This window comes from Rhodococcus sp. NS-SX18, from assembly GCF_057367935.1.
Genome location: NZ_CM170633.1, coordinates 3,699,834 through 3,726,255, shown reverse-complemented (window position 1 = coordinate 3,726,255; position 26,422 = coordinate 3,699,834). Strand labels below are relative to the sequence as shown.

General features: G+C 72.1%; 3 protein-coding genes. All 3 read left to right on the top strand.

Annotated elements, in window-relative coordinates:
* The first annotated feature begins 144 nt into the window (after positions 1-144).
* The 3 genes from AC2IPW_RS17170 (at position 145) to AC2IPW_RS17160 (ending at position 26,222) form a co-directional block, all read left to right on the top strand.
* Positions 145-7,536: an amino acid adenylation domain-containing protein gene (locus AC2IPW_RS17170; protein ID WP_486375248.1), complete on the top strand. Its 7,392-nt coding sequence runs from the start codon at positions 145-147 to the stop codon at positions 7,534-7,536.
* 183 nt (positions 7,537-7,719) lie between these two features.
* Entirely contained in the window at positions 7,720-19,812 is a 12,093-nt protein-coding gene (locus AC2IPW_RS17165) for a non-ribosomal peptide synthetase (RefSeq protein ID WP_486375247.1), read from the top strand.
* Between the two features lie 617 nt (positions 19,813-20,429).
* On the top strand, positions 20,430-26,222 hold the full coding sequence (locus AC2IPW_RS17160; RefSeq protein WP_486377021.1) for an amino acid adenylation domain-containing protein: 5,793 nt from the start codon (positions 20,430-20,432) through the stop codon (positions 26,220-26,222).
* Positions 26,223-26,422 lie beyond the last annotated feature (200 nt).

The window sequence follows — 26,422 nt, the reverse complement described above, 5'->3', positions numbered from 1 at the left end:
GGTAACGTCGCGGGCGTCTCGGTGGATGAACGGGTGGCGGCTACCGGCCGGTACGGTCCCGCCGAGGGCGCCGGGCGCAGTGACTATGCTTGATCGTTCGCGCGCGCTGGCAACGGAATCGAAGCGAAGGATGTGGGCACCTACATGCGGTCTTCTCGACACGACGGCAGTCCGGGCGAGAGCGATCCGGCGATCGCTCCGGAGCCGTCCGCCGGGAGGCACCGCGAACGCCCTGCCCGCAGCCGCCGTCCGTCCCCGGCCCGCCCCCAGCGCGGCGCCCGTGCCCGCACCCAGGTGGCCCTGCTGCCCCAGCTGCTGACGTCGACCGTCGAGGAACGCGGCGACCATCCGGCGGTCGTCACGCCCGGCGGAACGGGCCTCTCGTACCGGGAGTTGGACGCGAGGTCGTCGCAGTTGGCGCGAGTGCTGATCGCCCGGGGCGTCGGGCCCGGCGACGTGGTGGCCGTTGCGGTGCCGCGCTCGGTCGAGTCCGTCCTGTCCGTCTGGGCGGTCGCCAAGTCGGGCGCGACCTTCCTGCCCGTGGATCCGAAGTACCCCGCCGAGCGGGTTCAGCACATGGTGTCCGACTCGGGTGCGGCCGTCGGACTGACCCTGGCCGCCTTCGCCGGCGCTCTCCCGGGATCGACGCAGTGGACCGCGCTCGACGATCCCGGCGTGGCCGCCGACATCGCGGCCCGTCCCAGCCACCCGGTGTCGTACGCCGACCGGCTCCGCCCCCTGTCGGAGCTGCATCCGGCGTGGATGATCTACACGTCGGGATCGACGGGCCTGCCCAAGGGCGTCTCCGTCCCGCACAGCGGCATCGCCGCTCTGATCACCGCGGAACGTGAGCACTACCGGGTCACCGCGGACGCCCGCGTGCTGCACATCTGCTCGCCCAGCTTCGACGTGTCGATGCTCGAGCTGCTGACCACGTTCGGTGCCGGCGCGACCCTCGTGGTCTCGCCGCCGACGATCGTCGGCGGCACGGACCTCTCGGAGCTGCTTGCGGCCGAGCGCGTCACCCACACGTTCATCACCCCGGCCGCCCTCGGGTCGGCGGACCCTCGGGGGCTCGACGACCTGCGCGTGGTCGTGGTGGCGGGGGAGAGCTTCGGACCCGATCTCGTCGAACGGTGGGCCGCGCCCCACCGCGACTTCTTCAACGGCTACGGCCCGACCGAGGCGACCATCCTCGCGGTCAGCAGCGCCGCCCTGCACCCGGGTGACCCGATCCGCATCGGTACCCCGATCCCCGGTGTGGGGGCATACGTGCTCGATACGCACCTGCGGCCGGTCCCCGCCGGCGTCACCGGCGAGCTGTACCTGGCGGGCGCACAGCTCGCGCTCGGATATCACGCCCGGCCGGGTCTGACCGCCGACCGGTTCGTCGCCAACCCGTTCACCGAGGGCGGGGCGCGCATGTACCGCACCGGCGACCTCGTGCGCCGCGACGACGGCGGTGCGATCGAGTACCTCGGCCGCTCCGACTTCCAGGTCAAGATCCGCGGCTACCGCATCGAACTCACCGAGATCGACGCGGTCCTCGTCCGGCACCCGGACGTCGAGTTCGCCACCACCGTGGGCCGCCCGCTGCCGTCCGGGGAGACCGCGCTCGTATCCTACGTCGTACCGGCAGGTGCGGCCGCGGACCTCGACACCGGGGCGCTCGTCGAGTTCGCGGCCGGCTTCCTGCCCGACTACATGCTCCCGGCGGCGGTCGTCCCCATCCCCGAGGTGCCGCTCAATCCCGTCGGCAAGCTCGACCGCGCGGCCCTTCCCGACCCGGTCTTCGCGGTCCGCGAGTACCGGGCGCCGCAGACGCCGACCGAGCAGGCCGTCGCCGAGGTCTTCGCCGACGTCCTCGGCGTCGAGCGAGTCGGCCTCGACGATTCCTTCCTCGACCTCGGCGGCAACTCGCTCGTCGCCACCCGGCTCGTCGCCCGGCTCGGCGCGGTCCTCGACACGCGGGTGCCGGTGCCGCTGGTGTTCGAAGCCCCGACGGTGCAGGCGCTCGCCGACCGGCTCGAGGCGCAGGCCGGGTCCGGGGCCGTGGCGCTCGTCGCCCGCGAGCGCCCCGAGCAGGTCCCGTTGTCGCTCGCCCAGCAGCGGATGTGGTTCCTGAACCGTTTCGCGCCCGAGTCGGCGGTCGACAACATCCCCGTCGCGATCCGTCTCACGGGACACCTCGACGTCGATGCTCTGCAGGGTGCGGTCGCCGATCTCGTCGCCCGGCACGAGTCGCTGCGGACGGTGTACCCGGAAATCGACGGCGACGGCTACCAGGTGGTGCTGCCGGCGGCCGAGGCCGTCCCGGATCTCACGCCCGTCGACGTCGCGGTCGAGGACGTTCCCGCCCGGGTTCTCGAACTGGTCGGCACCGGGTTCGACGTCACCGCCGCCGTGCCGTGGCGCGTCGCCCTGCTGCGTCTCTCGGCCGAGGAGCACGTACTCGTCGTCGTCGTGCACCACATCTCCGGCGACGGCTTCTCCATGACGCCGCTGACCCGCGACATCGTCGCGTCCTATCGGGCGCGTACCCGCAACGAGCCGAACCCGTTGCCGCCGTTGTCGGTTCAGTACGCCGACTATGCACTCTGGCAGCGGGAGGTGCTCGGCGACGAGGACGATCCCGAGTCGGTGCTGTTCCGGCAGCTCGCCTACTGGCGAGCGCAGCTCGCGGACCTGCCGGAGGAGCTCGGCCTCCCGGCCGACCGCCCGCGCCCCGCCGTTTCCTCCAATCGTGGTGCCGCCCTTCGTTTCCCGATCGACAAGGAAGTGCACGCCGCGCTCGCCGAGCTGGCCCGCACCCACAACGCGAGCGTGTTCATGGTGGTGCACACGGCACTGGCCGTGCTGCTGGCCCGTCTGTCCGGCACCGACGACATTGCCGTCGGCACCCCCGTCGCGGGCCGCGGCGAGGCTGCTCTGGACGACGTGATCGGCATGTTCGTCAACACGCTGGTGCTGCGCACCGCCGTCGCTCCGGATGAGTCGTTCGCCGACCTGCTCGCCCAGGTACGCGGCACCGACCTCGAGGCGTTCGCGAATGCAGACGTGCCGTTCGAACGACTCGTCGAGGTACTCGACCCGCCCCGCTCGCAGGCAAGGCACCCACTGTTCCAGGTGATGCTCACCTTCCAGAACCTGCCGCAGTCCACCCTCGAGCTGCCGGGTCTGCGCATCTCCGGTGTCGAATTCGACACGGCGATCGCGAAGTTCGACCTGCAGGTCACCGTCGCCGAGCAGGTCTCGGACCGCGGCGCGCCGGGCGGGATGACAGTCGAACTCGCCTACGCCACCGATCTTTTCGACGCCGACACCATGCAGTCCTTCGCCGACCGGTTCACCCGGATCCTGCGCGGGGTCGCCACGTCCGCCGCCACCCCGATCGGCACGCTGCCGTTTCTCGGCGACGCCGAGGCCGAGCGGATCCTCACCGAGTGGAGCAGCCTCGGACCCGGCGCCCGGGTGCCGGCCGAGGCGACGCTCGTCGACCGCTTCGACGCCGTCGTCCGCCGCAGCCCCGACGCCCCGGCCGTAACGTTCGCCGGGCGCACCCTCACGTTCGCCGAGCTCGACGCCCGGGCCAACCGCCTGGCCCGGCGGCTCGTCGCGGCCGGAGCCGGCCCGGAAGAGCTCGTCGCCGTCGCGCTGCCCCGGTCGGCCGACCTGATCGTGGCGCTGCTGGCGGTTCTCAAGTCGGGTGCCGCGTATCTGCCCACCGACACCACCTATCCTGCCGAGCGCCTGCGGTACATGCTCGAGGACGCCCGGCCGCGCTGCCTCCTCACCGACGCAGGCGGTGACCTGCCGGACCTCGGCCTGCCACGGGTGCACGTCGAGGACGACGACCCGCAGGCCCCGAGCGGGCCGGTCACCGACGCCGAGCGGATCGCGCCGCTGCGCGCGGACAACCGTGCATACGTCATCTACACCTCCGGCTCGACGGGCCGCCCGAAAGGCGTCGCGGTCACCCACCGCAACGTGCTGACCCTGTTCGCCAACGCCGAACCGCTGTTCGGGTTCGGCTCCGACGACGTGTGGACGCTGTTCCACTCCTACGCGTTCGACTTCACGGTGTGGGAGCTGTGGGGACCGCTCCTGTACGGCGGCCGGCTGGTCGTCGTCGATTACCTCACGTCGCGCTCGCCCGAGCAGTTCCTCGAGCTGCTGCGGGCCGAGCGGGTCACCGTGCTGAACCAGACCCCCTCGGCGTTCCTCCAGCTCGACGAGGCCGACCGGGTGGCGTCGGTGGAGCGCCCCGACGCCGGTCCGCTCGCCCTGCGCTACGTCGTGTTCGGCGGCGAGGCCCTCGACCTCGGCAAGCTCGAGGGCTGGTACGGGCGGCGGCCCGTGGCACCGACCCTGGTCAACATGTACGGCATCACCGAGACCACGGTCCACTTGTCGTTCCTGACCCTCGACCGCGGCGCCGCCCGTGCCGGCGCCGCCAGCCGGATCGGCCGCTCGCTGCCGGGTCTGCGGCTGCGGGTGCTCGACCGGCTGCTGCAGCCCGTCCCGGTGGGCGTGCCGGGCGAGGTGTACGTCTCCGGCGATCAGCTCTCGCGCGGCTACCTCGGCCGACCGGAGCTGACCGCCGCGCGGTTCGTCGCCGACCCGTTCGGGTCGGGCCGGCTCTACCGCACCGGCGACGTCGCCCGGTGGAACACCGACGGTGAACTCGAATACGCCGGGCGCGGCGACGCGCAGGTGCAGTTGCGGGGCTTCCGCATCGAGCTCGGCGAGGTCGAGGCGGCACTGATGCGTGCCGACGCGGTGGCCCAGGCGGTCGCCGTGGTCCGCGACGACGGCCTCGGCGATCGGCTCGTCGCATACGTGGTGCCCCGCGCCGGTGAGGACCTCGACGTGGCCCGCGTGCGCGACCAGCTCGGTGCCTTCCTCACCGGCTACATGGTTCCGGACGTCGTGGTCGTTCTCGACGAGCTGCCACTCACCGTGAACGGCAAGCTCGACCGGCGCGCCCTGCCGGTGCCCCAGGCAACCACCACCGCGGGCACGCGCCGCGAGCCGGCCACCGACGCCGAACGCGCCGTCGCGCAGGTCTTCGCCGACGTGCTCGGCGTCGAGGGGATCGGAGCGGACGATTCGTTCTTCGACCTCGGCGGCAACTCGCTCATCGCGACGCGGGTGATCGCGCGGGTCAACGAGTCGCTGGGAACCGGCCTGGCGATCCGGGAGCTGTTCGAGGCGCCGACGGTCGCCGAACTCGCGGCCCGGGCCGACGCGCACGCGGAGTCGGCGCCCCGGCCCGCGCTGACCGCCGGCCCCCGCCCCGACCGGGTGCCGCTCTCCCTCGCCCAGCAGCGCATGTGGGTGCTCAACCAGCTCGATCCGGCGTCCGCGAGCTACAACATCCCGCTCGCGATCCGGCTGCGCGGCCGCCTCGACACCGCGGCCCTCACCGCGGCGGTGCGCGACGTGATCGAGCGGCACGAGTCGCTGCGCACCCGGTACCCGCAGGACGAGACGGGGCCCTACCAGCACATTCTCGGCGCCGACGCGGTCGTGCCCGCGGTGGTGCCGGTCGAGGCGGCGTCCGAGCAGGAGGCGCTCGCCGAGGTGGTCGCCCTCGCCTCGGAAGGATTCGACGTCTCGTCGCAGGTGCCGGTGCGCGGCCGGATCGTCTCGGTCGGCGCCGACGACCACGTGCTCGCACTCGTCGTCCACCACATCTCCGCCGACGGTGCGTCGCTGGCGCCGCTGGCGCGGGACCTGATGACCGCCTACGCGTCGCGGTTGTCGGGCGATGCCCCCGCCTGGGCGCCGCTCGAGGTGCAGTACGCCGACTACGCGCTCTGGCAACGCCGTGTCCTCGGCGACGCCGACGACGCGCAGTCCCCGGCCGGTGCCCAGCTCGACTACTGGCGTTCGCGGCTGACGGGCGTGCCCGAACTCCTCGATCTGCCCACGGACCGTCCCCGGCCGCCGCAGCCGTCGCTGCGCGGCGGCACGGTAGCCGTGCAGGTCGACGAGCACACCCGGCAGCGGCTCGACGCACTCGCGCTCGAGCATCGGGCCTCGCTGTTCATGGTGGTCCACGCGGCGCTCGCGGTGCTGCTGGCCCGGCTCAGCGGCACCCACGACATCGTCGTCGGCACGCCCGTCGCGGGCCGCGGCGACCGACGCCTCGACGACTTGGTCGGGATGTTCGTCAACACTCTCGCGCTGCGTACGGACGTCGACCCGGCGGCGACCTTCGCCGAGTTGCTCGACCGGGCCCGCGCCGTCGACCTCGAGGCGTTCGGTCACGCCGACGTGCCGTTCGAGCGGGTGGTCGACGATGTGGTGGCCGCGCGCTCTCCGGCCCGGCACCCCGTCTTCCAGACGGTGCTGTCGTTCCAGAACACCGAGGCAGCGCGGCTCGAACTGCCGGATCTCACCGTCGAGGCGCTCGACGGCGGTGAACTCGCCGCCAAGTTCGACCTGCAGGTGACCGTCGATCCGCGTGAGCACCCGGGCGGCTCGGCCGCCGGCATGCACGTCGGGTTCACCTACGCCGTGGACCTGTTCGACGCCGGCACCGTCGCCACCTTCGCCGAACGCTTCGTGACCGTCCTGCGCGCCGTCGCGGCGAGCCCCCGGGCAGTGGTCGGCGACATCGATATCCGTACCGAGACCGAGCGCTCGGCGCCCGCGGACATCGAGCCCGAGCCGGTGGCGGCCCCCGACCGGGTCGAGCGGACCGTGCCGCAGGAGTGGCAGGTCGCGGTGGAGTCCGACCCGGAGGCCCCGGCGTTCGTCGCGGACGGCACCGAGGTCACCTATCTCGAGCTCGATCGCCGCTCGTCGCAGTGGGCCCGGCATCTCATCGCCCAGGGTGTCGGACCCGGCGACGGTGTCGCGGTCGCCGCGCCGGCCGGACCGGAACTGATCACCGCGCTCTGGGCGATCACCAAGGCGGGCGCTGCGATCGTGCCTGCTGTCTCCGGCTCCACCGCGGCCGCGCAGACCCCCGAGCTCGGGTTGGCGACGCACGGGGCGGACGTCCGGCCGTCGGCCGCCGCGCGCTGGCTGTACCTCGACGACCCGGCGACGGCGGCCACCGTGGCAGCGCTGTCCACCCGTCCGGTCGACTACTCGGAGCGGGTCCGGGTCCTGCAGCCGCAGCACCCCGCGCTGCGGGTGGCCGACCGTGTGGTCGACCACGGCGAACTGGTCGCCCTGGCCCGCGGCGGAGGGGCGGCGGGGAAGCTGGACTACGAGTCGCGGTTGCTGGTGTGCGACGGTACGGCGGAGCAGTGGCGCGTCTTCGCGATCCTGACGGCCGGGATCGCCGGTGCGGTGGTGGTCGTGGCCGAGCCGGACGCCGACCTCGCCGCCGTGGTGTCCGACGAGTGGGTGACCCACGCATTCGTCCCGTCTTCGCTGGTAGAGGCGTTGAACGACGCGCCCGCCGAGGACCTCCGCGTCGTGGTCGTCACCGACCGTGACGAGGTTCCCGCGGGTTCCGCCGCGGCGGGTGACGAGTGGGCGACCGTGGCCGCCGTCGACCCGTGGAGTATGCGGAACTGAATACCGGCCGGTAGATTGCCTGCGGGCGGGACGAGTTCTCCATTCTCTTCCCGCGTGTGGAAGGAGCTGTTCCGTAGTGCAACGCAGGAGCCCGGTCCGGGCAGATCGAGGTCCGGGCGCGTGAGGCGGGAGTCGGGGGTGCGGCGCCGGGAACGGGGTCGTTCGCGTAGCCGGGCCGCGCGTGTGGCACCGCTGCCGACTCTGCTGACGTCTGCGGTGGAACTGCGCGGCGACCACCCGGCGGTGGTGTGTGCCGCCGGGGGCGGCTCCCTGTCGTACCGGGAGTTGGACGAGACGTCGTCGCGATGGGCGCGGTGGCTGATCGGTCGCGGCGTCGGGCCGGGTGACGCGGTCGCGGTGGCGATACCCCGTTCCCTGGAGTCGGTGCTCGCGCTGTGGGCGGTGGCCAAGTCGGGGGCGACGTTCGTCCCTGTCGATCCGCGCTACCCGGTCGAGCGGGTGGAGTTCATGCTGGCGGACTCCGGCGCAGCCCTGTGCATGACGGTGAACGACTTCTCCGCCGCCGTGCCGGCCGGAGTCGAACAGGTGCGGCTCGACGACGCGGCGACGGCCGGACAGGTCGAGCAGTTGCCCGGGCATCCGATCTCGTACGCCGACCGGACGCGCGCGCTCGAGGGCCTGGACGTCGCATGGATGATCTACACGTCCGGCTCCACGGGCCGCCCCAAGGGTGTCGCTGTCACACACGCGGGCATCGCCGGCGTGATCTCCGCCGAGCGTGAGCACTACGAGGTCGATGCGGACGCGCGGGTGCTGCACGTGTGCTCGCCGAGCTTCGACGTCTCCCTGCTCGAGTTGCTGACCGGGTTCTCCGCGGGTGCGACGGTCGTGGTGGCGCCGGCGTCGGTGGGCAGCGGCGCCGACCTGGCCGAGGTGCTGACGGCCGCTGCGGTGACGCACGTGTTCATCACCCCGGCGGCGCTGAGTTCGGTGGATCCCGTGGGGCTGACGGACCTGCGGGTCGTGGTGGCAGCCGGCGAGGCCTTCGGGCCGGAACTGGTGAACCGCTGGTCGGCTCCCGGCCGGCGGTTCTTCAACGCGTACGGGCCGACGGAGGCGACGATCCTGGCCACCAGCAGCGCGCCGCTGGTGGCCGGCGAGCCGATCACGATCGGCACCCCGATCCCGGGAGTGGGCGCGTACGTCCTCGACGGCCGGTTGCGGCAGGTGCCGCCGGGGGTGGTCGGTGAGCTGTATCTGGCCGGCGCTCAGGTCGCGCGCGGCTACCACCGTCGACCGGGGCTGACGGCGGAGCGGTTCGTGGCCGATCCGTTCGGGTCGGATCCGGGCACCCGGATGTACCGGACCGGGGACCTGGTCCGTCGCGCGGCCGACGGCCCGATCGAGTACCTCGGGCGCAGTGACTTCCAGATCAAGATCCGCGGGTTCCGGGTGGAACTGGGGGAGGTCGACGCGGCTCTGACGGCGCGGCCGGACATCGAGTTCGCGGCGACCCTCGGCAAGGTGCTGCCGTCCGGGGAGGCGGCACTGGTCTCGTACGTGCTGCCGGTGGCCGGAACCCGGCTGGAGGTGCCGGCGGTGCTCGCCGGGTTGGCGGAGACGCTGCCCGCCCACATGGTGCCGGCCCTGGTGACGGTGCTCGACACGGTGCCGCTGACGCCGGTGGGCAAGCTCGATCGCGCGGCGTTGCCCGAACCGGTGTTCGCCCAGCGGGAATACCGGGCGCCGCGCACCTCGGTCGAGGAGACCGTCGCGTCGGTGTTCGCCGAGGTGCTCGGTCGCGAGCGCATCGGACTGGACGATTCCTTCCTCGAGCTGGGTGGGAATTCTCTGCTGGCAACCCGGCTGGTGGCGCGCCTGGGGGCAGCCCTGGAGACCCGCGTGCCGGTGCCCGCGGTGTTCGAGGCGCCGACGGTCGCCGCGTTGGCGGCCCGGCTCGAGTCGGGTGGCCTGGCGGTCCAGGCGGTTCCGTTGGCAGCCCGGGAACGCCCGGACCACGTACCGCTGTCGTTCGCGCAGCAGCGGATGTGGTTCCTCAATCGGTTCGATCCGACCTCCGCGGCCGACAACATCCCGGTGGCGATCCGGCTGACGGGCCGACTCGACGTCGATGCCTTGCGAAAGTCCGTGTTCGACATCGCAACCCGGCACGAGATCCTGCGCACCCGGTATCCGGAGCGGGACGGGCTGCCGTACCAGGCGATCGTCACCGTCGCCGGGTACACCCCCGACTGGGCGTCGGAGTCGGTGCGTCCGGCGGATCTGGCGGACCGCATCGCCGACGTGGTGGCCACCGGATTCGACGTGACCACCGAAGTGCCGTTCCGGGTGCGGCTGTTCCGCGTCGCGGACGACGAACACGTGCTCGTGTTCGTTGCCCACCACATCAGCGCCGACGGCTGGTCGATGACGCCGCTGACCCGAGATCTGATGACCGCCTATGCCGCGCGTGCCGCCGGCGGGGAACCCGCATGGGAACCGCTGCCGCTGCAGTACGCGGACTTCGCGCTGTGGCAGCGCGAGGCGCTCGGATCGGAGGGCGACGCCGGCAGTCCACTGGCGGCGCAGGCGCAGTACTGGCAGCGGGTCCTCGAGGATCTGCCCGAGGAGTTGCACCTGCCGGCCGACCGCGCCCGCCCCCCGGTGCAGTCCTTCGCCGGCGGCCGGATCGCCTTCGACATCGACGCTCCGACGCATCGGCGGGCGGCGGAACTGGCGCAGCAGAACGGGTCGACCCTGTTCATGGTCCTGCACACCGCACTCGCAGTGTTCCTCGCCCGGATGTCGTCGTCGCACGACATCGCCGTAGGTACCGCAGTCGCCGGCCGCGGTGACGCCGCGCTGGACGACATGGTCGGCATGTTCGTCAACACCCTGGTGTTGCGGACCCGGGTCGATCCCGGGTCCGGGTTCGCGGACCACCTCGCCCGAGTCCGCGACAACGACCTCGAGGCGTTCACCCATGCCGAGATCCCCTTCGAACGAGTCGTGGAACTGCTCGCTCCGGAACGTTCGACCGCGCGGCACCCGCTGTTCCAGGTTGCCCTCGCGCTCGAGAACCTCCCCCCCGCGGGGCTCGAACTACCGGGCCTGAGCCTGGCGGCGGTGCCCTTCGAGGTGACCACCGCGAAGTTCGACCTGTCGTTGACCCTGCGCGAACGCACGGACCTCGACGGGAAACCCGCGGGAATGTCGGCGGAGTTCGTGTTCGCGCGGGATCTCTTCGACGACGAGACCGTGGCCGGATTCGCGCGACGGTTCGTGCGGTTGCTGGCCGCCGCCGTGGTGGACCCGGCCGTGCCGGTCGGCGACCTGGCGCTCCTCACCGGCGACGAGGCCGCCCGGCTCACGCGTGCCCCGGACGCCGTGCCGGGCGGTGCCCGCACGCTCGCCGAGATCCTGACCGCGGCGGTTTCCCGCGACCCCGCCGCGCCGGCCGTCCGGTACCGGGGCCGGACGATCACCTACCGCGAACTCGACGAGTCGTCGTCGCGGCTCGCACGAGAGCTGGCAGCACGGGGCATCGGCCCCGACGATGTCGTGGCCCTGGCGTTCCCGCGTTCGTACGAGATGGTGCTCGGGGTGTGGGCGGTCGCGAAGGCCGGCGCCGCACACCTTCCGGTGGACCCGTCCTATCCGGTGGACCGGGTCCGGTACATGCTCGCCGATTCCGGTGCGGCGGTGTGCCTCACCACCACCGAGTACGCCTCCGCGCTGCCCGACTCCCCGCCCCGGCTGGAACTGGACGATCCCGAGTTCGCGCGGGTCGTCGCGACGCGATCCGCCGCCGGGACGCCCGAGCGCGTCCGGCCCCTGTCGGTGCAGCACGCGGCATACGTCATCTACACGTCGGGGTCGACCGGGCAGCCCAAGGGAGTGGTGGTCACCCACGCGGGCCTCGACCCGCTGCTCGACGCCGCCGTCACGCTGTACGGCGTGACGTCACGGGCGCGCTTCCTGCACGTGTGCTCGCCGAGCTTCGACCCTTCGGTGCTCGAATGGATGGTCGCGTTCTCCCAGGGGGCGACGCTGGTCGTGGTGCCGTCCACGATCGGCGGCGGACCGGAACTGGCGGAACTGATCCGAGCCGAACGGGTCAGCCACACCATCGTCACCCCTGCCGTCCTCGGGACAGTCGATCCGTCGGGCCTCGAGAGCCTCGAGGCCGTCTCGGTCGGCGGGGACGTGACAACGCCGCACCTGCTGGCGCGGTGGGCGCCGGGGCGGAAGTACTTCAACGGCTACGGGCCGACGGAGACGACGATCATCTCCTCGTTCGCGCGGCTGCAGCCCGGCCGTCCGGTCACCGTCGGCCGGCCCGTCCCGGGAGTGTCCGCACTGGTGCTGGACTCCCGGTTGCGGCCGGTGCCACCCGGCGTCGCGGGCGAGCTGTACCTGGCTGGGACCGCCCTCGCCCGGGGATACCACCGGCGCAGCGACCTGTCGGCCGCACGGTTCGTGGCGAATCCGTTCGGGACGCCGGGCACGCGGATGTACCGGACCGGTGACACGGTGCGCTGGCGCGGCACCGGTGGGCTCGCCGAGCTGGAGTACCTCGGGCGGAGCGACTCGCAGGTCAAGCTGCGTGGATTCCGGGTCGAGCTCGGAGAGATCGACGCCGCGCTCGAGCGGGATCCGTCGGTCGCGCAGGCAGTTACGGTGCTGCACACCGATCCGCACGGCGGGGACAGGCTCGTCGGCTACGTCGTCGGAGCGGCCGGCGCCGCACCCGACCCGGCGCATCTGCGCGAGTTCCTCGCCGGGACGCTGCCGCACCACATGGTGCCCGGCCACGTCGTCGTGCTCGACGCCCTGCCCCTCACCGCCGGAGGCAAGCTGGACAGGCGGGCACTGCCGGTGCCGCAGCCCGAATCGGCCGAGTACTGCGCCCCGGCGACGCCCGACGAGCAGGCGGTCGCAGACGTGTACGGCGCCGTGCTCGGGGTCGAGCGGGTCGGCCGCGCCGACGACTTCTTCGCGCTCGGCGGCAACTCGCTGCTCGCGATGCAGGTGGTCGCGCGGCTCGATGCCGCCCTCGGTGTCCGGGTGCCGGTGCGGACGTTGTTCGAGGCGCCGACGGTGTCGGCCCTGGCGGCGCGGATGGGGGACCCGGTCGCCGTCCCGTCCCGGATGCCGCTGCGGCACCGGCAGCGCCCCGAGCGGATTCCGCTGTCGCTCGCGCAACGGCGGATGTGGTTCTTCAACCGGTTCGATCCGGACTCCGCCGCCTTCAACATCCCGCTCGTGCTGCGACTCACCGGCGAGCTGGACGTGCCCGCCCTGCAGGCGGCACTGCGCGACCTGCTCGCACGGCACGAGGCGCTGCGCACCGTCTTCCCCGACTCCGGTTCCGGACCGTTCCAGGTGATCGTTCCGGTCGAGGACGTGCCCCTCGATCCGGCGGCGCACGACGTGACCGAGGACGAGCTGTCCTCGCGGGTCGCCGCACTCGTCTCCCGCGGGTTCGACGTCACCACCGCGGTACCCGTCCGGGCGGCCCTGCTGCGCCTCACCGACCGGGACCACGTGCTGGTCGTCGTCGTCCACCACATCGCCGGCGACGGCGGATCCCGGGCCCCGATGGCCCGGGACCTGGCCACCGCGTACCTGGCCCGCAGAGCGGGCGTCGAGCCGGCGTGGGAACCCCTGCCCGTCCAGTACGCCGACTACGCGTTGTGGCAACAGGATGTGCTGGGATCCGAGGACGATCCCGATTCGCTGCTCTCGCGTCAGATGCACTACTGGACCACGGCGCTGGCGGGTCTGCCGGACCTGCTGGAGCTGCCCACCGACCGTCCGCGGCCCGCCGTGCAGACCGGCCGCGGCGCGAGCGTGGACTTCACGCTGGACGAGTCGTCGGCCGCCCGGCTCGATCGGCTCTCGCGGGACCACGGGGTGACGTTCTTCATGCTCGTGCACGCCGCGCTCGCGGTCCTGCTGGCCCGCCTGTCCGGTACCGACGACATTCCCGTCGGGGCGCAGGTCGCCGGCCGCGGCGAGGAGGCACTGGACGATCTGGTGGGGATGTTCGGCAACACCCTCGTGCTGCGCACCCGGATCGACCCGGATGCCACCTTCGCCGAGGTCCTCGCCTCCGTGCGAGAGGTCGACCTCGCCGCGTTCGGCAACCCCGACGTGCCGCTCGAACGTCTCGTGGAGGTCCTCGACCCCGTCCGGTCCACCGCGCATTCGGCGCTGTTCCAGGTGCTGCTCGTGGTGCACAACTTCGCCCGTTCCGAGATCGCACTGCCGGACCTGCAGATCGCACCGGTCGCAACGCCCCCGGGTGGCGCCAAACTCGATCTCGAGATCCACCTGACCGAGACGCGCGACGAGCAGGGGCGCCGAGAGGGGATCTCCGGATCCGTCGTCTACGCCTGCGACCTGTTCGACGAGGACACCGTGCGGACGTTCGCTGCGAGACTCGTGTCGATCCTGGAGGTGGCGGCGGCTGATCCGGGCGTCGCGGTCGGCGGCATCGACCTGCGAACGGTGGAGGAACGCGCCCGGCTCGACGAGCTGAACCGGACGGCTGCGCCGCTCGGTGACCGCTCGGTTCTGGACGCGTTCACCCGGCAGGTCCGGCGCACCCCGGACGCGACGGCAGTCGTCTTCGAGGACACCGCGCTGACCTACGCGCAGTTCGCCTCCCGGGTGGATCGGCTCGCGAGGCGCCTCGTCGCGTGCGGCGTCGGCCCCGAGCGTCTGGTCGGTGTCCACATGAGCCGATCGGTCGAGATGATGGTCGGCATCTATGCGGTGCTCCGGGCCGGTGGCGGGTACGTGCCGCTCGACCCGGAACATCCCGCCGAGCGAACGGCGTACGTTTTGGACACCGCCCAGCCGGTGGTGGTGCTGACCACGACACACGACCGGGACACGCTCCCCGATACCGTCCCGGCCCTCGTGGTCGACGAATCGGACGTCGCACCGGCGCCGGCCACCGAGTTCGCCGACCACGAGCGCCTGGCGCCGCTGCACGAGGCGCACGTCGCCTACGTGCTCTACACCTCCGGGTCGACCGGCCGCCCCAAGGGCGTGGCCGTGACCCACGGCGCCGTCGTGAACCAGATGACGTGGATGCGCGAGCGCTACGAACTCGGCATCGGGGACACGGCCCTGCAGAAGACCCCGGTCACGTTCGACGCGTCGGTGTGGGAGCTGTTCTTCCCGTTGCAGGTCGGTGCACGACTCGTGATCGCGGCACCGGGAGGCCATCGCGACCCGGACTACCTCGTCCGCCTCTCGCGGCAGTGGGCGGTCTGCATCCTCGAGTTCGTCCCGACGATGCTCGCCCTGTTTCTCGCGGATCCCGACCTCGAACTTCCGGCGACGCTCGAGTACCTGTCCGTCGGGGGCGAGGCGCTGCCCGGCGAGCTCGCGGCCCGGTTCGCCGAGCGTTCGGATGCGCTGCTCGACAACACCTACGGCCCGACCGAGGCAACCGTCACCGCGACCGTGCTGCGCTGCGCCGGCCGTCGCACCGATGCCGGCACCGTTCCGATCGGCCGCCCGATCCGCAACACCACCGCCTACGTTCTCGACGAGCGGCTGAATCCGGTGCCGATCGGGGTACCGGGGGAGCTGTATCTCGGTGGGGTGCAACTTGCCCGCGGCTACCACACCCGTCCGGATCTCACGGCGGAACGGTTCGTCGCGTACCCGGGCGGGACGCGGATGTACCGCACCGGTGACCGAGTCCGATGGTTGCGGGACGGAACCCTGGAGTTCCTGGGCCGCAACGACTTCCAGGTGAAGGTGCGCGGCCTGCGGATCGAGCTGGGGGAGATCGAGGCAGCACTTCTGGCGCAGCCGGAGGTGGCGCAGGCCGCCGTGACCGTCCACGACGGGACCCACGGTCCGCAGATCACCGCGTACGTCGTGCCGGTGGACGGTGCCGCGGCCGACGGCGGCGCCGTTCGTGCGGCCGTAGGACGCGTGCTGCCGCGGTACATGGTGCCCGACGTGGTGACCGTGCTCGGCACGCTCCCGCTCACCACCTCCGGGAAGGTGGATCGCCGGGCCCTGCCCGAACCCGTCCCGGCCGTCCGGGAGTTCCGCCCGCCCGCGACCGCGGTCGAAAAGGCCGTGGCCTCGGTGATCGGGGAGGTGCTCGGTGCGGAGCGGCTCGGGCTCGACGACGACTTCTTCGCTCTCGGCGGGAATTCGCTGATCGCCACGCGCGTCGTCGCCCGCCTCGGAGCGGCGCTGCATGCGTCGGTCCCCGTGCGCGTGATCTTCGAGGCATCGACGATCGAGTCGCTGTCGGCAGCCGTGGGACGCTACATCGGGTCCGGCGGCTCGCCCGCCCTGGCCGCCCGGCCGCGTCCGGAGCGGATTCCGCTGTCGCCCGCCCAGCAGCGGATGTGGTTCCTCAGCCGGTTCGAGGCGACCGCCGCGGCCTACAACATTCCGATGGCAGTGCGGCTGACCGGCCGACTGGATCCGGCGGCGTTGCAGTCGGCGGTCGCCGATGTCGTCGTCCGCCACGAGGTCCTCCGGACCTTCTACCCCGAGGTCGACGGGGTGCCGGTCCAGCAGATACTGCCCGCCGGCGCGGGTGCGCCGGCCCTGCACCCGACGGACGTCGACGAACCGGCACTCCGCGCTGCCGTCCGGTCGGCGGCGGCGACCCGGTTCGACGTCACCGGGTCCGTGCCGGTCCTCGTGCGGCTGTTCCGGTTGTCCCCGGCCGAACACGTCCTGCTCGTCGTGGTGCACCACATCGCCGCCGACGGATATTCCGTGGCGCCCCTCGTCCGGGATCTCGCCCTCGCGTACAGCGCGCGACAAGAGGGGCGCGAACCCGCGTGGCAGCCACTTCCCGTGCAGTACGCGGACTACACCCTGTGGCAGCGGGACATCCTGGGCAGCGAGAGCGACCCGGAGTCGCGCGTCTCCCGCCAGCTCGCCTTCTGGGCCGACGAACTGGCCGATCTGCCCGATCAGTTGCCGGTGCCCACGACCCGTCCGCGGCCTCCGGTGCAGTCCTATCGGGGCGACCGGGTTCCCGTCACGATCGACGCGGATCTGCACGGCAGGGTGGCGGCACTCGCGGCAACAACGAGGACGACGCCGTTCACCGTCGTGCACGCGGCCTTCGCCGTGCTGCTGGCCCGGTTGTCCGGCACCGAGGACATCGCCGTGGGCACCCCGGTGGCCGGTCGAGGCGAGGCAGCCCTCGACGACCTGATCGGGATGTTCGTGAACACCCTCGTGTTCCGCACCCGAGTCGACCCGGCTGTCTCCTTCACCTCGCTCCTCGCGCAGGCCCGGGAGAAGAACCTCCAGGCCCTGGCCCATGCGGACGTCCCGTTCGAACAGCTCGTCGAGGCGCTGGCGCCGGCCCGGTCCATGGCGCGGCATCCGCTGTTCCAGGTGGGCCTGTCGTTCCAGAACCTCGGCACGGTCGATTTCGAACTCGCCGGACTGACGGCGGCCCGGTTCGACATCGCGGGGGAGATCGCCCAGTTCGACCTGCACCTGATCGTCGGTGACAGCTACGGGGCGGACGGGACGCCGGCGGGGATCGGCGGGCATCTGTCGTACGCCACCGATCTCTTCGACGGACATGCGGCCGCGTCCATCGTGGACCGGTTCGTCCGGATCCTGGGCGAACTGGTCTCGGCTCCCGACCGCGCGGTCGGCGACGCCGACCTCCTCGGCGCCCGGGAACGACAGGCGCTGCTCGAGGCGGCGAACGACACCCGCGTCGACATCGCGGCCGGCGACTGCCTTCCCGATCTGCTCGGACGCCAGGTACGCGAACGCCCGGACGCGGTCGCGCTCGTCGGGGACGGGGTGCAGTCGACGTTCGGTGAACTCGGTGCCCGAGTCGCCCGGCTGGCCCGCGCGCTGGTGGCGGACGGTGTCGGACCGGAGGTCCGGGTCGGTCTGCTGATCCCCGGATCGGTGGATCTCGTCGTCGCGATGTACGCGGTCGCCGCCGCAGGCGGCGCGTACGTTCCGCTCGATCCGTCGCTTCCGGTCGCCCGGCTGACGCGCATGGTCGCGGCGGCGCGACCGGCGACGGTGCTCGTGTCTGCGGCATCCGCAGGCGTCGCGAGCGCGGTTGTGCCGGAGCCGATCCGGGTTCTCGATGTCTCGAGCGTGGACCTGTCGCAGTACTCGGCCGCCCCGGTGACCGACGCCGACAGGACCGCGCCGCTGCATCCCGCGAACCTCGCCTACATCCTGTTCACGTCGGGATCGACGGGGGTGCCCAAGGGTGTGGCGGTGGACCACGGGGCGGTGGTCAACCAGTTGCGTTGGCTGCATGCGGAGTTCGGGTTCGGTCCGGGGGAGGTGACGGTACAGCGGACCGTGGCCACGTTCGACCTGTCGGTGTGGGAGTTCTGGGGCGCCACGACGTGCGGTGGCCGGCTGGTGGTCGCCGACCCCGAGGCCCGCCGCGATCCGGTCCGCTTGCTGGCGCTCGTCGAACGCGAAGCCGTCACGACGCTGTACCTGGTTCCGTCCCTGCTGAGCGCCCTGATCGCTGTTGCAGACGGACAGTTGCCGACCTCGGTGCGACGGGTGCTTTCGATCGGGGAGACGCTCCCGGGGGCTGTCGCCGGGGCGTGCCGGCGGTCGAGCCGGGCGGAACTCGTCAACCTGTACGGACCCACCGAGGCGGCCGTGTCGGTGACGGCGCACCGGGTCACGCCCGCAGACACCGACCAGGTGCCGATCGGAGTGCCCGAGTGGAACACCCGCGTGTATGTACTCGACCGGCGGCTGCGACCCGTGCCGGCCGGAGTGACCGGAGAGCTCTACCTGGCGGGCCGGCAGCTTGCGCGGGGATACAGCGGAAGCCCCGGGGTGACCGCGGACCGTTTCGTTGCCGACCCCTTCGGGGCCGGGGGACGTCTGTACCGTACCGGCGATCTGGCCCGGTGGACCGATGCGGGCGTCCTCGAGCACGTCGGTCGTGGGGACTCCCAGGTCAAGCTGCGCGGATTCCGGATCGAGCTCGGGGACATCGAAGCGGCGCTGCTGCGTCTGCCCGTCGTGTCGGCCGCGGTCGCGACAGTGCATCAGGACGCGGCGACCGGTGCGCGAATCATCGCGTATGTCGTTGCTGCACAGTCCGAGTCGGACTTCGACGGGGCGTCCCTGCGGGGCGTGCTCGCGGACGAGCTGCCGAACTACATGGTGCCGTCCTCGATCGTGCGCCTGGACCGGCTCCCCGTCGGCGCGACGGGCAAGGTCGATCGTGGCGCGCTGCCCACGCCGATGCCCGAGCGGGCGTCCTACCGAGCCGCGGCGACACCGGTCGAGCGCGCGGTGGCGCAGGTGTTCGCGGACGTCCTCGCCGCGGACCGGGTCGGATCCGACGACGACTTCTTCGTTCTCGGCGGATCCTCCCTCGTGGCCGTGCGGGTGACCCGCGAGCTCACGCGCCGACTCGATCGTCCGGTCCCACTCGAATGGGTCTTCGCTCATCCGAAGGTGGCCGACCTTGCGGCCCGGATCGAGCGGTCGGTGGAGGAGCGGTCGGCGGCGAGCGAAGCCGCCGACTCGGCCCTGGCCGTTCTGCTTCCTCTGCGGGAGGGTGACGAGGGACGCGATCCGGTGTTCTTCGTGCACCCGGTGATCGGCCTCGCCTGGAGTTTCGCGTCGCTCGCCGGATACGTCGAGCCCGGCCGCGCGGTCTACGGATTGCAGTCCCCGGCACTGTCGGGTGAGTCGGACCTACCGGATTCGATCGAGTCCTGGGCGGCTCGGTACGTCTCGGAGGTCCGGCGGGTCCACCCGGACGGTCCCTTCCATCTGGTCGGGTGGTCCCTCGGCGGTGTGATCGCGCACGAGATGGCGGTCCAGCTCCAGCGGACCGGACTCGAGGTCGGTTCACTCGTGCTCCTCGACTCCTATCTGCCCGACGCCGTGCGCTCCCCGGTCGATCCGGTCTCGGTGGCGGCCGTGGCTCTGAACGCGAGCCACGGCGGCGGGCCCGGTGGGGTCGAGGACGGTCTCGATGTGCTCGCCGACGACATCGACCCGGATCTGACGGCGTCCGTCCTGACGAGCATCGAGCGCTCGTTCGATGCGCTCGAGGGGCATGTTCCGGGTCGGTACGACGGGCGCATGCTGTTCGTCGGCGCCGCGCCGCACACCGCGTCGGACGGGGGCCGGGACTGGGCGCCCTACGTCGCGGACGAGGTGCATCGGCACGATCTCCCCGTCTCGCACTGGGAGATGACCGGGCCGACTGCATGCACTCGTCTCGGACCGCTGTTGGCAGGCTGGACGTCGGTCGGCTCCTGCCCGGAATGCGGGTGCGCCGCGCGCTGACTCGGAGGTGTCGGGCATTGCGCACGAGTGGTTCGCGTGCGGTCGTCGTGTCCGACATCACATCGAACACCCCGGAGTGAATTGTCCAATCCCTGGACGAAATGGGGAGAGTGTCGGTCCTCGGTCCGTAGCGGCCATGGAGGCCGTCGGATCGAACCGCCGGGACGGCGAGGAGCTCGTCCATGCCGGGTTCCGGCTCCGTGTTCCGAAACCGCAGGTGCCGGGTCTTTCCCGTGGGGGAGCCGAAGACTCCCCGGATGCCGCTCGGGGGCATGGGCGCCTTCGGAAGCGGCGCTGCGGCGTGCGGCGAATCGGGCATTCGGATGTGCCGGTGCTCCCGACGGGACGGAACACGCGCTGTCCGGAATGCCGGTCTACCCTTCGGTAACTTGGCTTCTGGACGTACGAACAGGTGGCACGGTTTGTTTTCGTGTGGAATGGTGGCGAAGTGCTCTCGAGCCGGGAATCGTCGGGGTTCCGGTGCGCGAGACGACAGCGAAGCGGTGTCCGTCGGGGAGAGCGGGTGTCGCCGCAGTTCGTGACACCCCGACCGTGATCGGAACCGGTATGCGCACGCGCACAACGGATCCGGAATTCGGAGGGGACAGCCGATGAAGGTGATCGACCGAACCGCCCGTGGGAAGCTCCGCGCTTCGCGGCGCCGGCCGCCCACGACGATGCTGCCGCACCTGCTGTCGGTGGCCGTCGAACGCGACCCCGGCGCCCCGGCCCTTACGGCCGGGGAACACACCCTCACTTATCGGGAGGCCGACGCCGAATCGTCCCGGCTCGCCCGCCTGCTCATTGCCCGGGGCATCGGCCCTGAGGACCGCGTCGCGGTGCTCCTCACCCGCTCGATCCGGTCCGTTCTCGCCGTCTGGGCGGTGGCCAAAGCCGGCGCCGCGTTCGTCCCGGTGGACCCGCTCTACCCGGCCGATCGCGTCCGGTACATGCTGTCGGACTCCGACGCCCGTCTCGCCCTCACGGTGGGCACACACCGGGGGGTCGTTCCCGACGGGTTCGACACCGTCGTCCTGGACGAGCCCGAGGTCCGGAGGGAACTCGACGCCTGCCCGGCAGACCCGCTCACCTTCGTCGACCGCGTACGCCCGCTGCGCGCCGACCATCCCGCGTACGTCATCTACACCTCGGGTTCGACGGGACAACCGAAAGGGGTGGTGGTCACCCACACCGGACTCGCGGCCTTCTGCGCCGAACAGGTCGAGCGCTACCGGCTAACCCCCGCCGCCCGCACCCTGCATTTCGCGTCCCCCAGCTTCGACGCGTCGGTGCTCGAACTGTTGCTCGCCATCGGATCCGGATCGACGATGGTCGTCGCGCCGCCGTCCGTGTACGGCGGCGACGAACTGGCCGAGTTGCTGCGGAGGGAACGGGTCACCCACGCGTTCGTGACACCGGCCGCCCTTGCCTCGGTGGATCCCACCGGCCTGGACGACCTGGAGACGGTGGTGGTCGGCGGTGAGGCGTGCCCTCCGGACCTGGTGGCGCGCTGGGCGCCCGGCCGCCGCTTCCACAACGGGTACGGGCCCACCGAGACCACGATCATGACCAACATCTCCGGGCCGCTCGAGCCCGGGGAACCCGTCACCATCGGCAGGCCCGTTCGCGAAGCCGCCGCCCAGATCCTCGACACCCGCCTGCGGCCCGTGCCGGCAGGCACGGCCGGCGAGCTGTACCTGACTGGATCCGGCCTCGCCCGCGGGTATCACGATCGCCCCGGACTGACGGCCACCCGCTTCGTCGCCGCCCCCGGCGGCGCCCGGCGGTACCGCACCGGCGACCTGGTGCGGTCCCCGCGTTCGGCACGAGAAGGCATTACGTACCTGGGCCGCAACGACTTCCAGGTGAAGGTGCGCGGCTTCCGCATCGAGCTCGGGGAGATCGACGCGGCGTTCGCCGCGCATCCCACCGTCGACTTCGCCGCCACCGTCGGTCACCGGGGCGCGACGGGGGACACTCGTCTCGTCACGTACGTGCATGCCGCCGCCGGTTCCGCGCTCGACATCGCCGTGCTCACCGCGTTCGTCGCCGAGCGATTGCCGGCCCACATGATCCCGTCGTCGGTGATCGCGTTGGAGACCATCCCGCTGACCCCCGTGGGCAAGCTCGACCGGGCGGCTCTGCCCGAGCCCGAGATCGCGTCGGCTCCCTACCGGGCGCCGTCCTCCTCCACGGAGGTGGCCGTCGCGGAGGCGTTCGGCGACGTGCTCGGGGTGGAGCGGGTCTCGGTCCACGACGACTTCTTCGACCTCGGCGGCAACTCGCTGCTCGCCACGCGCGTGATCGGCCGGATCAGGGCAGCGCTCGGGGTCACCGTCTCGGCCGCCGACCTGTTCGACGCCACCACCGTCGAGGCGCTCGCCGCCCGGGTGGCGGCCGCGCCGACGGCCGCCCGCGCCCTGCTGCCGCGCCGCCCGCGACCCGATCGGATCCCGCTCTCTCCGGCGCAGCAGCGCATGTGGTTCCTCAACCGCCTCGACCCGGACTCGGCGGTGTTCAACATCCCGCTCGCCGTCCGGTTGTCCGGCAGGCTCGACGTCGACGCGATGCGAACGGCGGTGCGGGACGTCGTCGCGCGGCACGAGACGCTCCGGACGGTGTACCCCGAGGTCGACGGCGTCGGCGAGCAGCGCATCCTCGACGTCGGCGACATCCCGCTCGACCTCGGGCCCGAGGACGCGACCGACTCCGACGCCCCGGCCCGGCTCGCCGGTTTCGTGGGAAGGCGGTTCGACGTCACCGGAGAGGTTCCCGTACGAGCCCGGCTCTTCCGCCTCGCCGACCACGAGCACGTGCTTGCCGTGGCCCTCCACCACATCGCCGGCGACGGCTCGTCGCTGGGTCCGCTCGTCCGGGACCTCGTCACCGCCTACACTGCACGCTCGACGGGCCGGGAACCGGCGTGGGAACCGCTGCCCGTCCAGTACGCCGACTACACCCTGTGGCAGCTCGACGCCCTCGGCGACGAGGACGATCCCCGCTCCGGCACGGCTCGGCAGCTGGCCTACTGGCGGCGCGCCCTCGACGGCATCCCCGAACACCTCGAACTCGCCACGGACCGGCCCCGGCCCGCCGTCGTCGGTCATGCGGGGGACCGGGTCTCGGCGCACGTCGACGAGGCCACCTACGACGCGATCAGCGCACTCGCCCGCGAGCGCGGCGTGACACCCTTCATGGTGCTGCACGCCGTCCTCGCGGTGCTGCTGGCGCGAGTGTCGAACACGCACGACGTCGTCGTCGGCACCCCCGTTGCGGGGCGCACGGCCCCCGAACTCGACGGGCTGATCGGCATGTTCGTCAACATGCTCGCACTGCGGACCGACGTCGACGCCGCCACCTCGTTCGCGACGCTGCTCGAGCAGGTCCGCGACACCGACCTGCAGGCGTTCGCACACGCCGATGTCCCCTTCGAACGCCTCGTCGAGGTGCTCGACCCGGTCCGGTCCACCGCGCGCCATCCGATCTTCCAGGTCGGGTTCTCCTACCAGAACTTCGCCCGGGAAGCCCTCGAGCTGCCGGGCCTGCGGATCACGCCGGTCGAGAGCGATTCGTACGCAGCGCGTTTCGATCTGCACGTCACGGTGGTCGATCACGCCGCGGGCGGTGGGCCCGGCGGTTTCGACATCGAATTCGGTTACGCCACCGACCTGTTCGACGCACCGTCGATCCAGCGCCTGCTCGCGCGGTATCTGCGGATACTCCGGGCGGTCGTCGCCGACCCCTCTGCCGTGGTCGGCGACATCGACCTGCACGACTCTGCGGAACTGGCCGAGATGATGCGGGCGTGGGAAGCCGAACAGGCCGACCTGTCCGCCGGCCGGACCCTCGTCGACCTGTTCGACGAGCAGGTCGCGGCCACCCCGGACGCCCCCGCCCTCGTGTTCCGCGGCGGCACCCTCACCTATCGGGACTTCGATGCGCGGGTCAACCGGCTCGCCCGTCACCTCGTGACCCAGGGCGTGGGGCCGGAATCCACAGTGGCTCTCTGTATCCGGCGTTCGGTCGACCTCGTGGTGGCGATGTACGCCGTCGCCAAGGCCGGCGGCGCCTACCTGCCTCTGGACCCCGACCACCCCGCGGCCCGCAACCGGTACATCCTCGATGCGGCGGCCCCGCAGTGCGTGCTGTCGACCACCGGGGACCGGGTCGACGCCCTGGCGGGCCGGACGGTGCTCGACGTCGACCGCCTCGACCTGAGCGACGTCGATCCCACACCGCTCGCCGACACGGATCGGCGGGCACCGCTGCGCGCCGCGAACACCGCGTACGTCATCTACACCTCCGGCTCGACCGGACGCCCGAAGGGCGTGGCGGTGCCGCACGAGGCGATCGTCAACCAGATCGCCTGGAAGCGGGCGCACTACGATCTCGGTCCCGACGACGCGGTACTGCTCAAGACGGCCGCGACCTTCGACCTGTCGGTGTGGGAGTTCTGGTCCGCACTCACCTGCGGCGCCCGGCTGGTGATCGCCGCCCCCGACGGTCACCGTGACCCGTCCTACCTCAACGACGTGATCCGCCGTGAGAAGGTCACGACCCTGCACGTGGTGCCGTCGATGCTCGAGGCGCTGCTCGAGGACTCGGCCGGCGCGCTGCCCGCCACCTTGCGCCGCGTCCTCGCCATCGGTGAAGTACTGCCCGCCCCGACGGCGCGACGCGCGCTCGGCGCCTCGAGTGCGGACCTGGTGAACCTGTACGGCCCGACGGAGGCGGCGGTCTCCGTGACCGCCCACGCGGTCACCACGCCGACGCTCACCTCCGTGCCCATCGGCGACCCGGTCCCCAACACCCAGACGTTCGTCCTCGACGAACGGATGCATCCCGTGCCGCCGGGCGTGGCCGGTGAGCTGTACCTCGCCGGTGTGCAGCTCGCCCGCGGGTACCTGGGCCGTCCCGGCCTGACCGCCGAGCGGTTCGTGGCCAACCCCTTCGGTGACCCGGGCACCCGCCTCTACCGCACCGGGGACGTGGTGCGGTGGCGCATCGACGGCGACGGTCGCGGCACCCTGGAGTACCTCGAGCGCGCCGACTTCCAGGTCAAGGTGCACGGGTTCCGGATCGAACTCGGCGAGATCGAGGCCGCGCTGCGCGCCCACCCGGCGGTCCGCGATGCCGCGGTCGCCGTCCACGGCGGGGACCGGCTGGTGGCCTTCGTGGTTCCGGCCGCCGGGCGGATCGACGTGGCCGGCCTCCGCGCGTCGCTGGCCGAGACCCTGCCCTCCTACATGGTGCCCGCCGGCGTCGTCACCCTCGATGCTCTGCCGCTGAACCCGCACGGCAAGCTCGACCGTGCGGCCCTCCCCGAGCCGGTGATCGCCCCGCGGCGCCACCGACCGCCGCGCACTCCCCTCGAGACGGAGGTCGCCACCGCCTACCGCGAGGTCCTCGAGCCGGCGGGGGAGGCCGGCGAGTTCCGAGTCGGTCTCGACGACGACTTCTTCGACCTCGGCGGCACGTCGCTGAGCGCGGTGCGGGTGATCGCCCGGCTGCGCGAACGCACGAACCTGCCGGTGTCGTTGCAGTGGATGTTCCTCACCCCCACCGTCGAAGCCCTCGCCGCCCGGATCGAGGGATCCGCCGGCGACCCGGGTGATCACACCGCGGGGTTCGACGCGGTGCTGACGTTGCGCCCGGGCGGTGCCGCCGAGCCGGTGTTCTGCATCCATCCGGTGATCGGTCTGTCGTGGAGCTTCGCGGGCCTGGCCCGTCACCTCGACCCCGAGCGGCCCCTCTACGGACTGCAGTCGCCGGCCCTGCGCGACGACGAACCGCTGCCCGAGAGCATCGACGCGTGGGCCGCGGGGTACGTGGACCGGATCCGGCGGATCCAGCCCGCCGGCCCCTACCATCTCGTCGGCTGGTCGCTCGGCGGCATCATCGCCCACGCCGCCGCGGTCCGGCTGCGGGCGGACGGCCACGAGGTCGCCACCCTCGCCCTGCTCGACGCGCACCCACCCGCCGCACCCGTCGAGACGGTCCCGCCCGCGGTCAGCGTCGCCGATCTGCTCGGCGCCATCGGAACCGACGTCGGGGCCGGCCTCGACCCGGCGCAGTTCACTCCCGAACAGGCATTGGAGCTGGTCGCCGACCTGCCGGCCCCGTTCGACGCGCTGACCCTGCCCCGCCTCGAGCGCATCTTCGAAGGCGTGCGCCTGTCCTACCGGCTGCTCGCCGAGCACCGGCCCGCCCGCTTCGACGGGGACCTGCTGTTCTTCGCCGCGAGCGAGGACGGAACCTCGGCGACCCGCGCCGCGCAGCAGTGGCGGACGCACGTCACCGGCACGCTTGCGGTCGAATCGGTCCAGGCCACCCACTGGAAGATGACGTCGCAGGATGCCGTCGCCCGGATCGGGCCGGTGCTCGACCGCTGGATCGGGGGCGGCCGCTGACCCGTGCCCCTCGTCGTCCGCCGGCTGGTCGCGGGGTGTGATCCGCGGCCGACCTCGCGGTTTCGACCGTAACGAAGCGTCAGGCCCCCCGATGGTCTAATGGGGCTGGCGCGTGCCACCCTGCACTGTCGTGTGCAGGGGGCGACGGCCGGGACGATGAGGGATACGCGAGGTGGATGATGCTGGGTGTGCACGCGCAG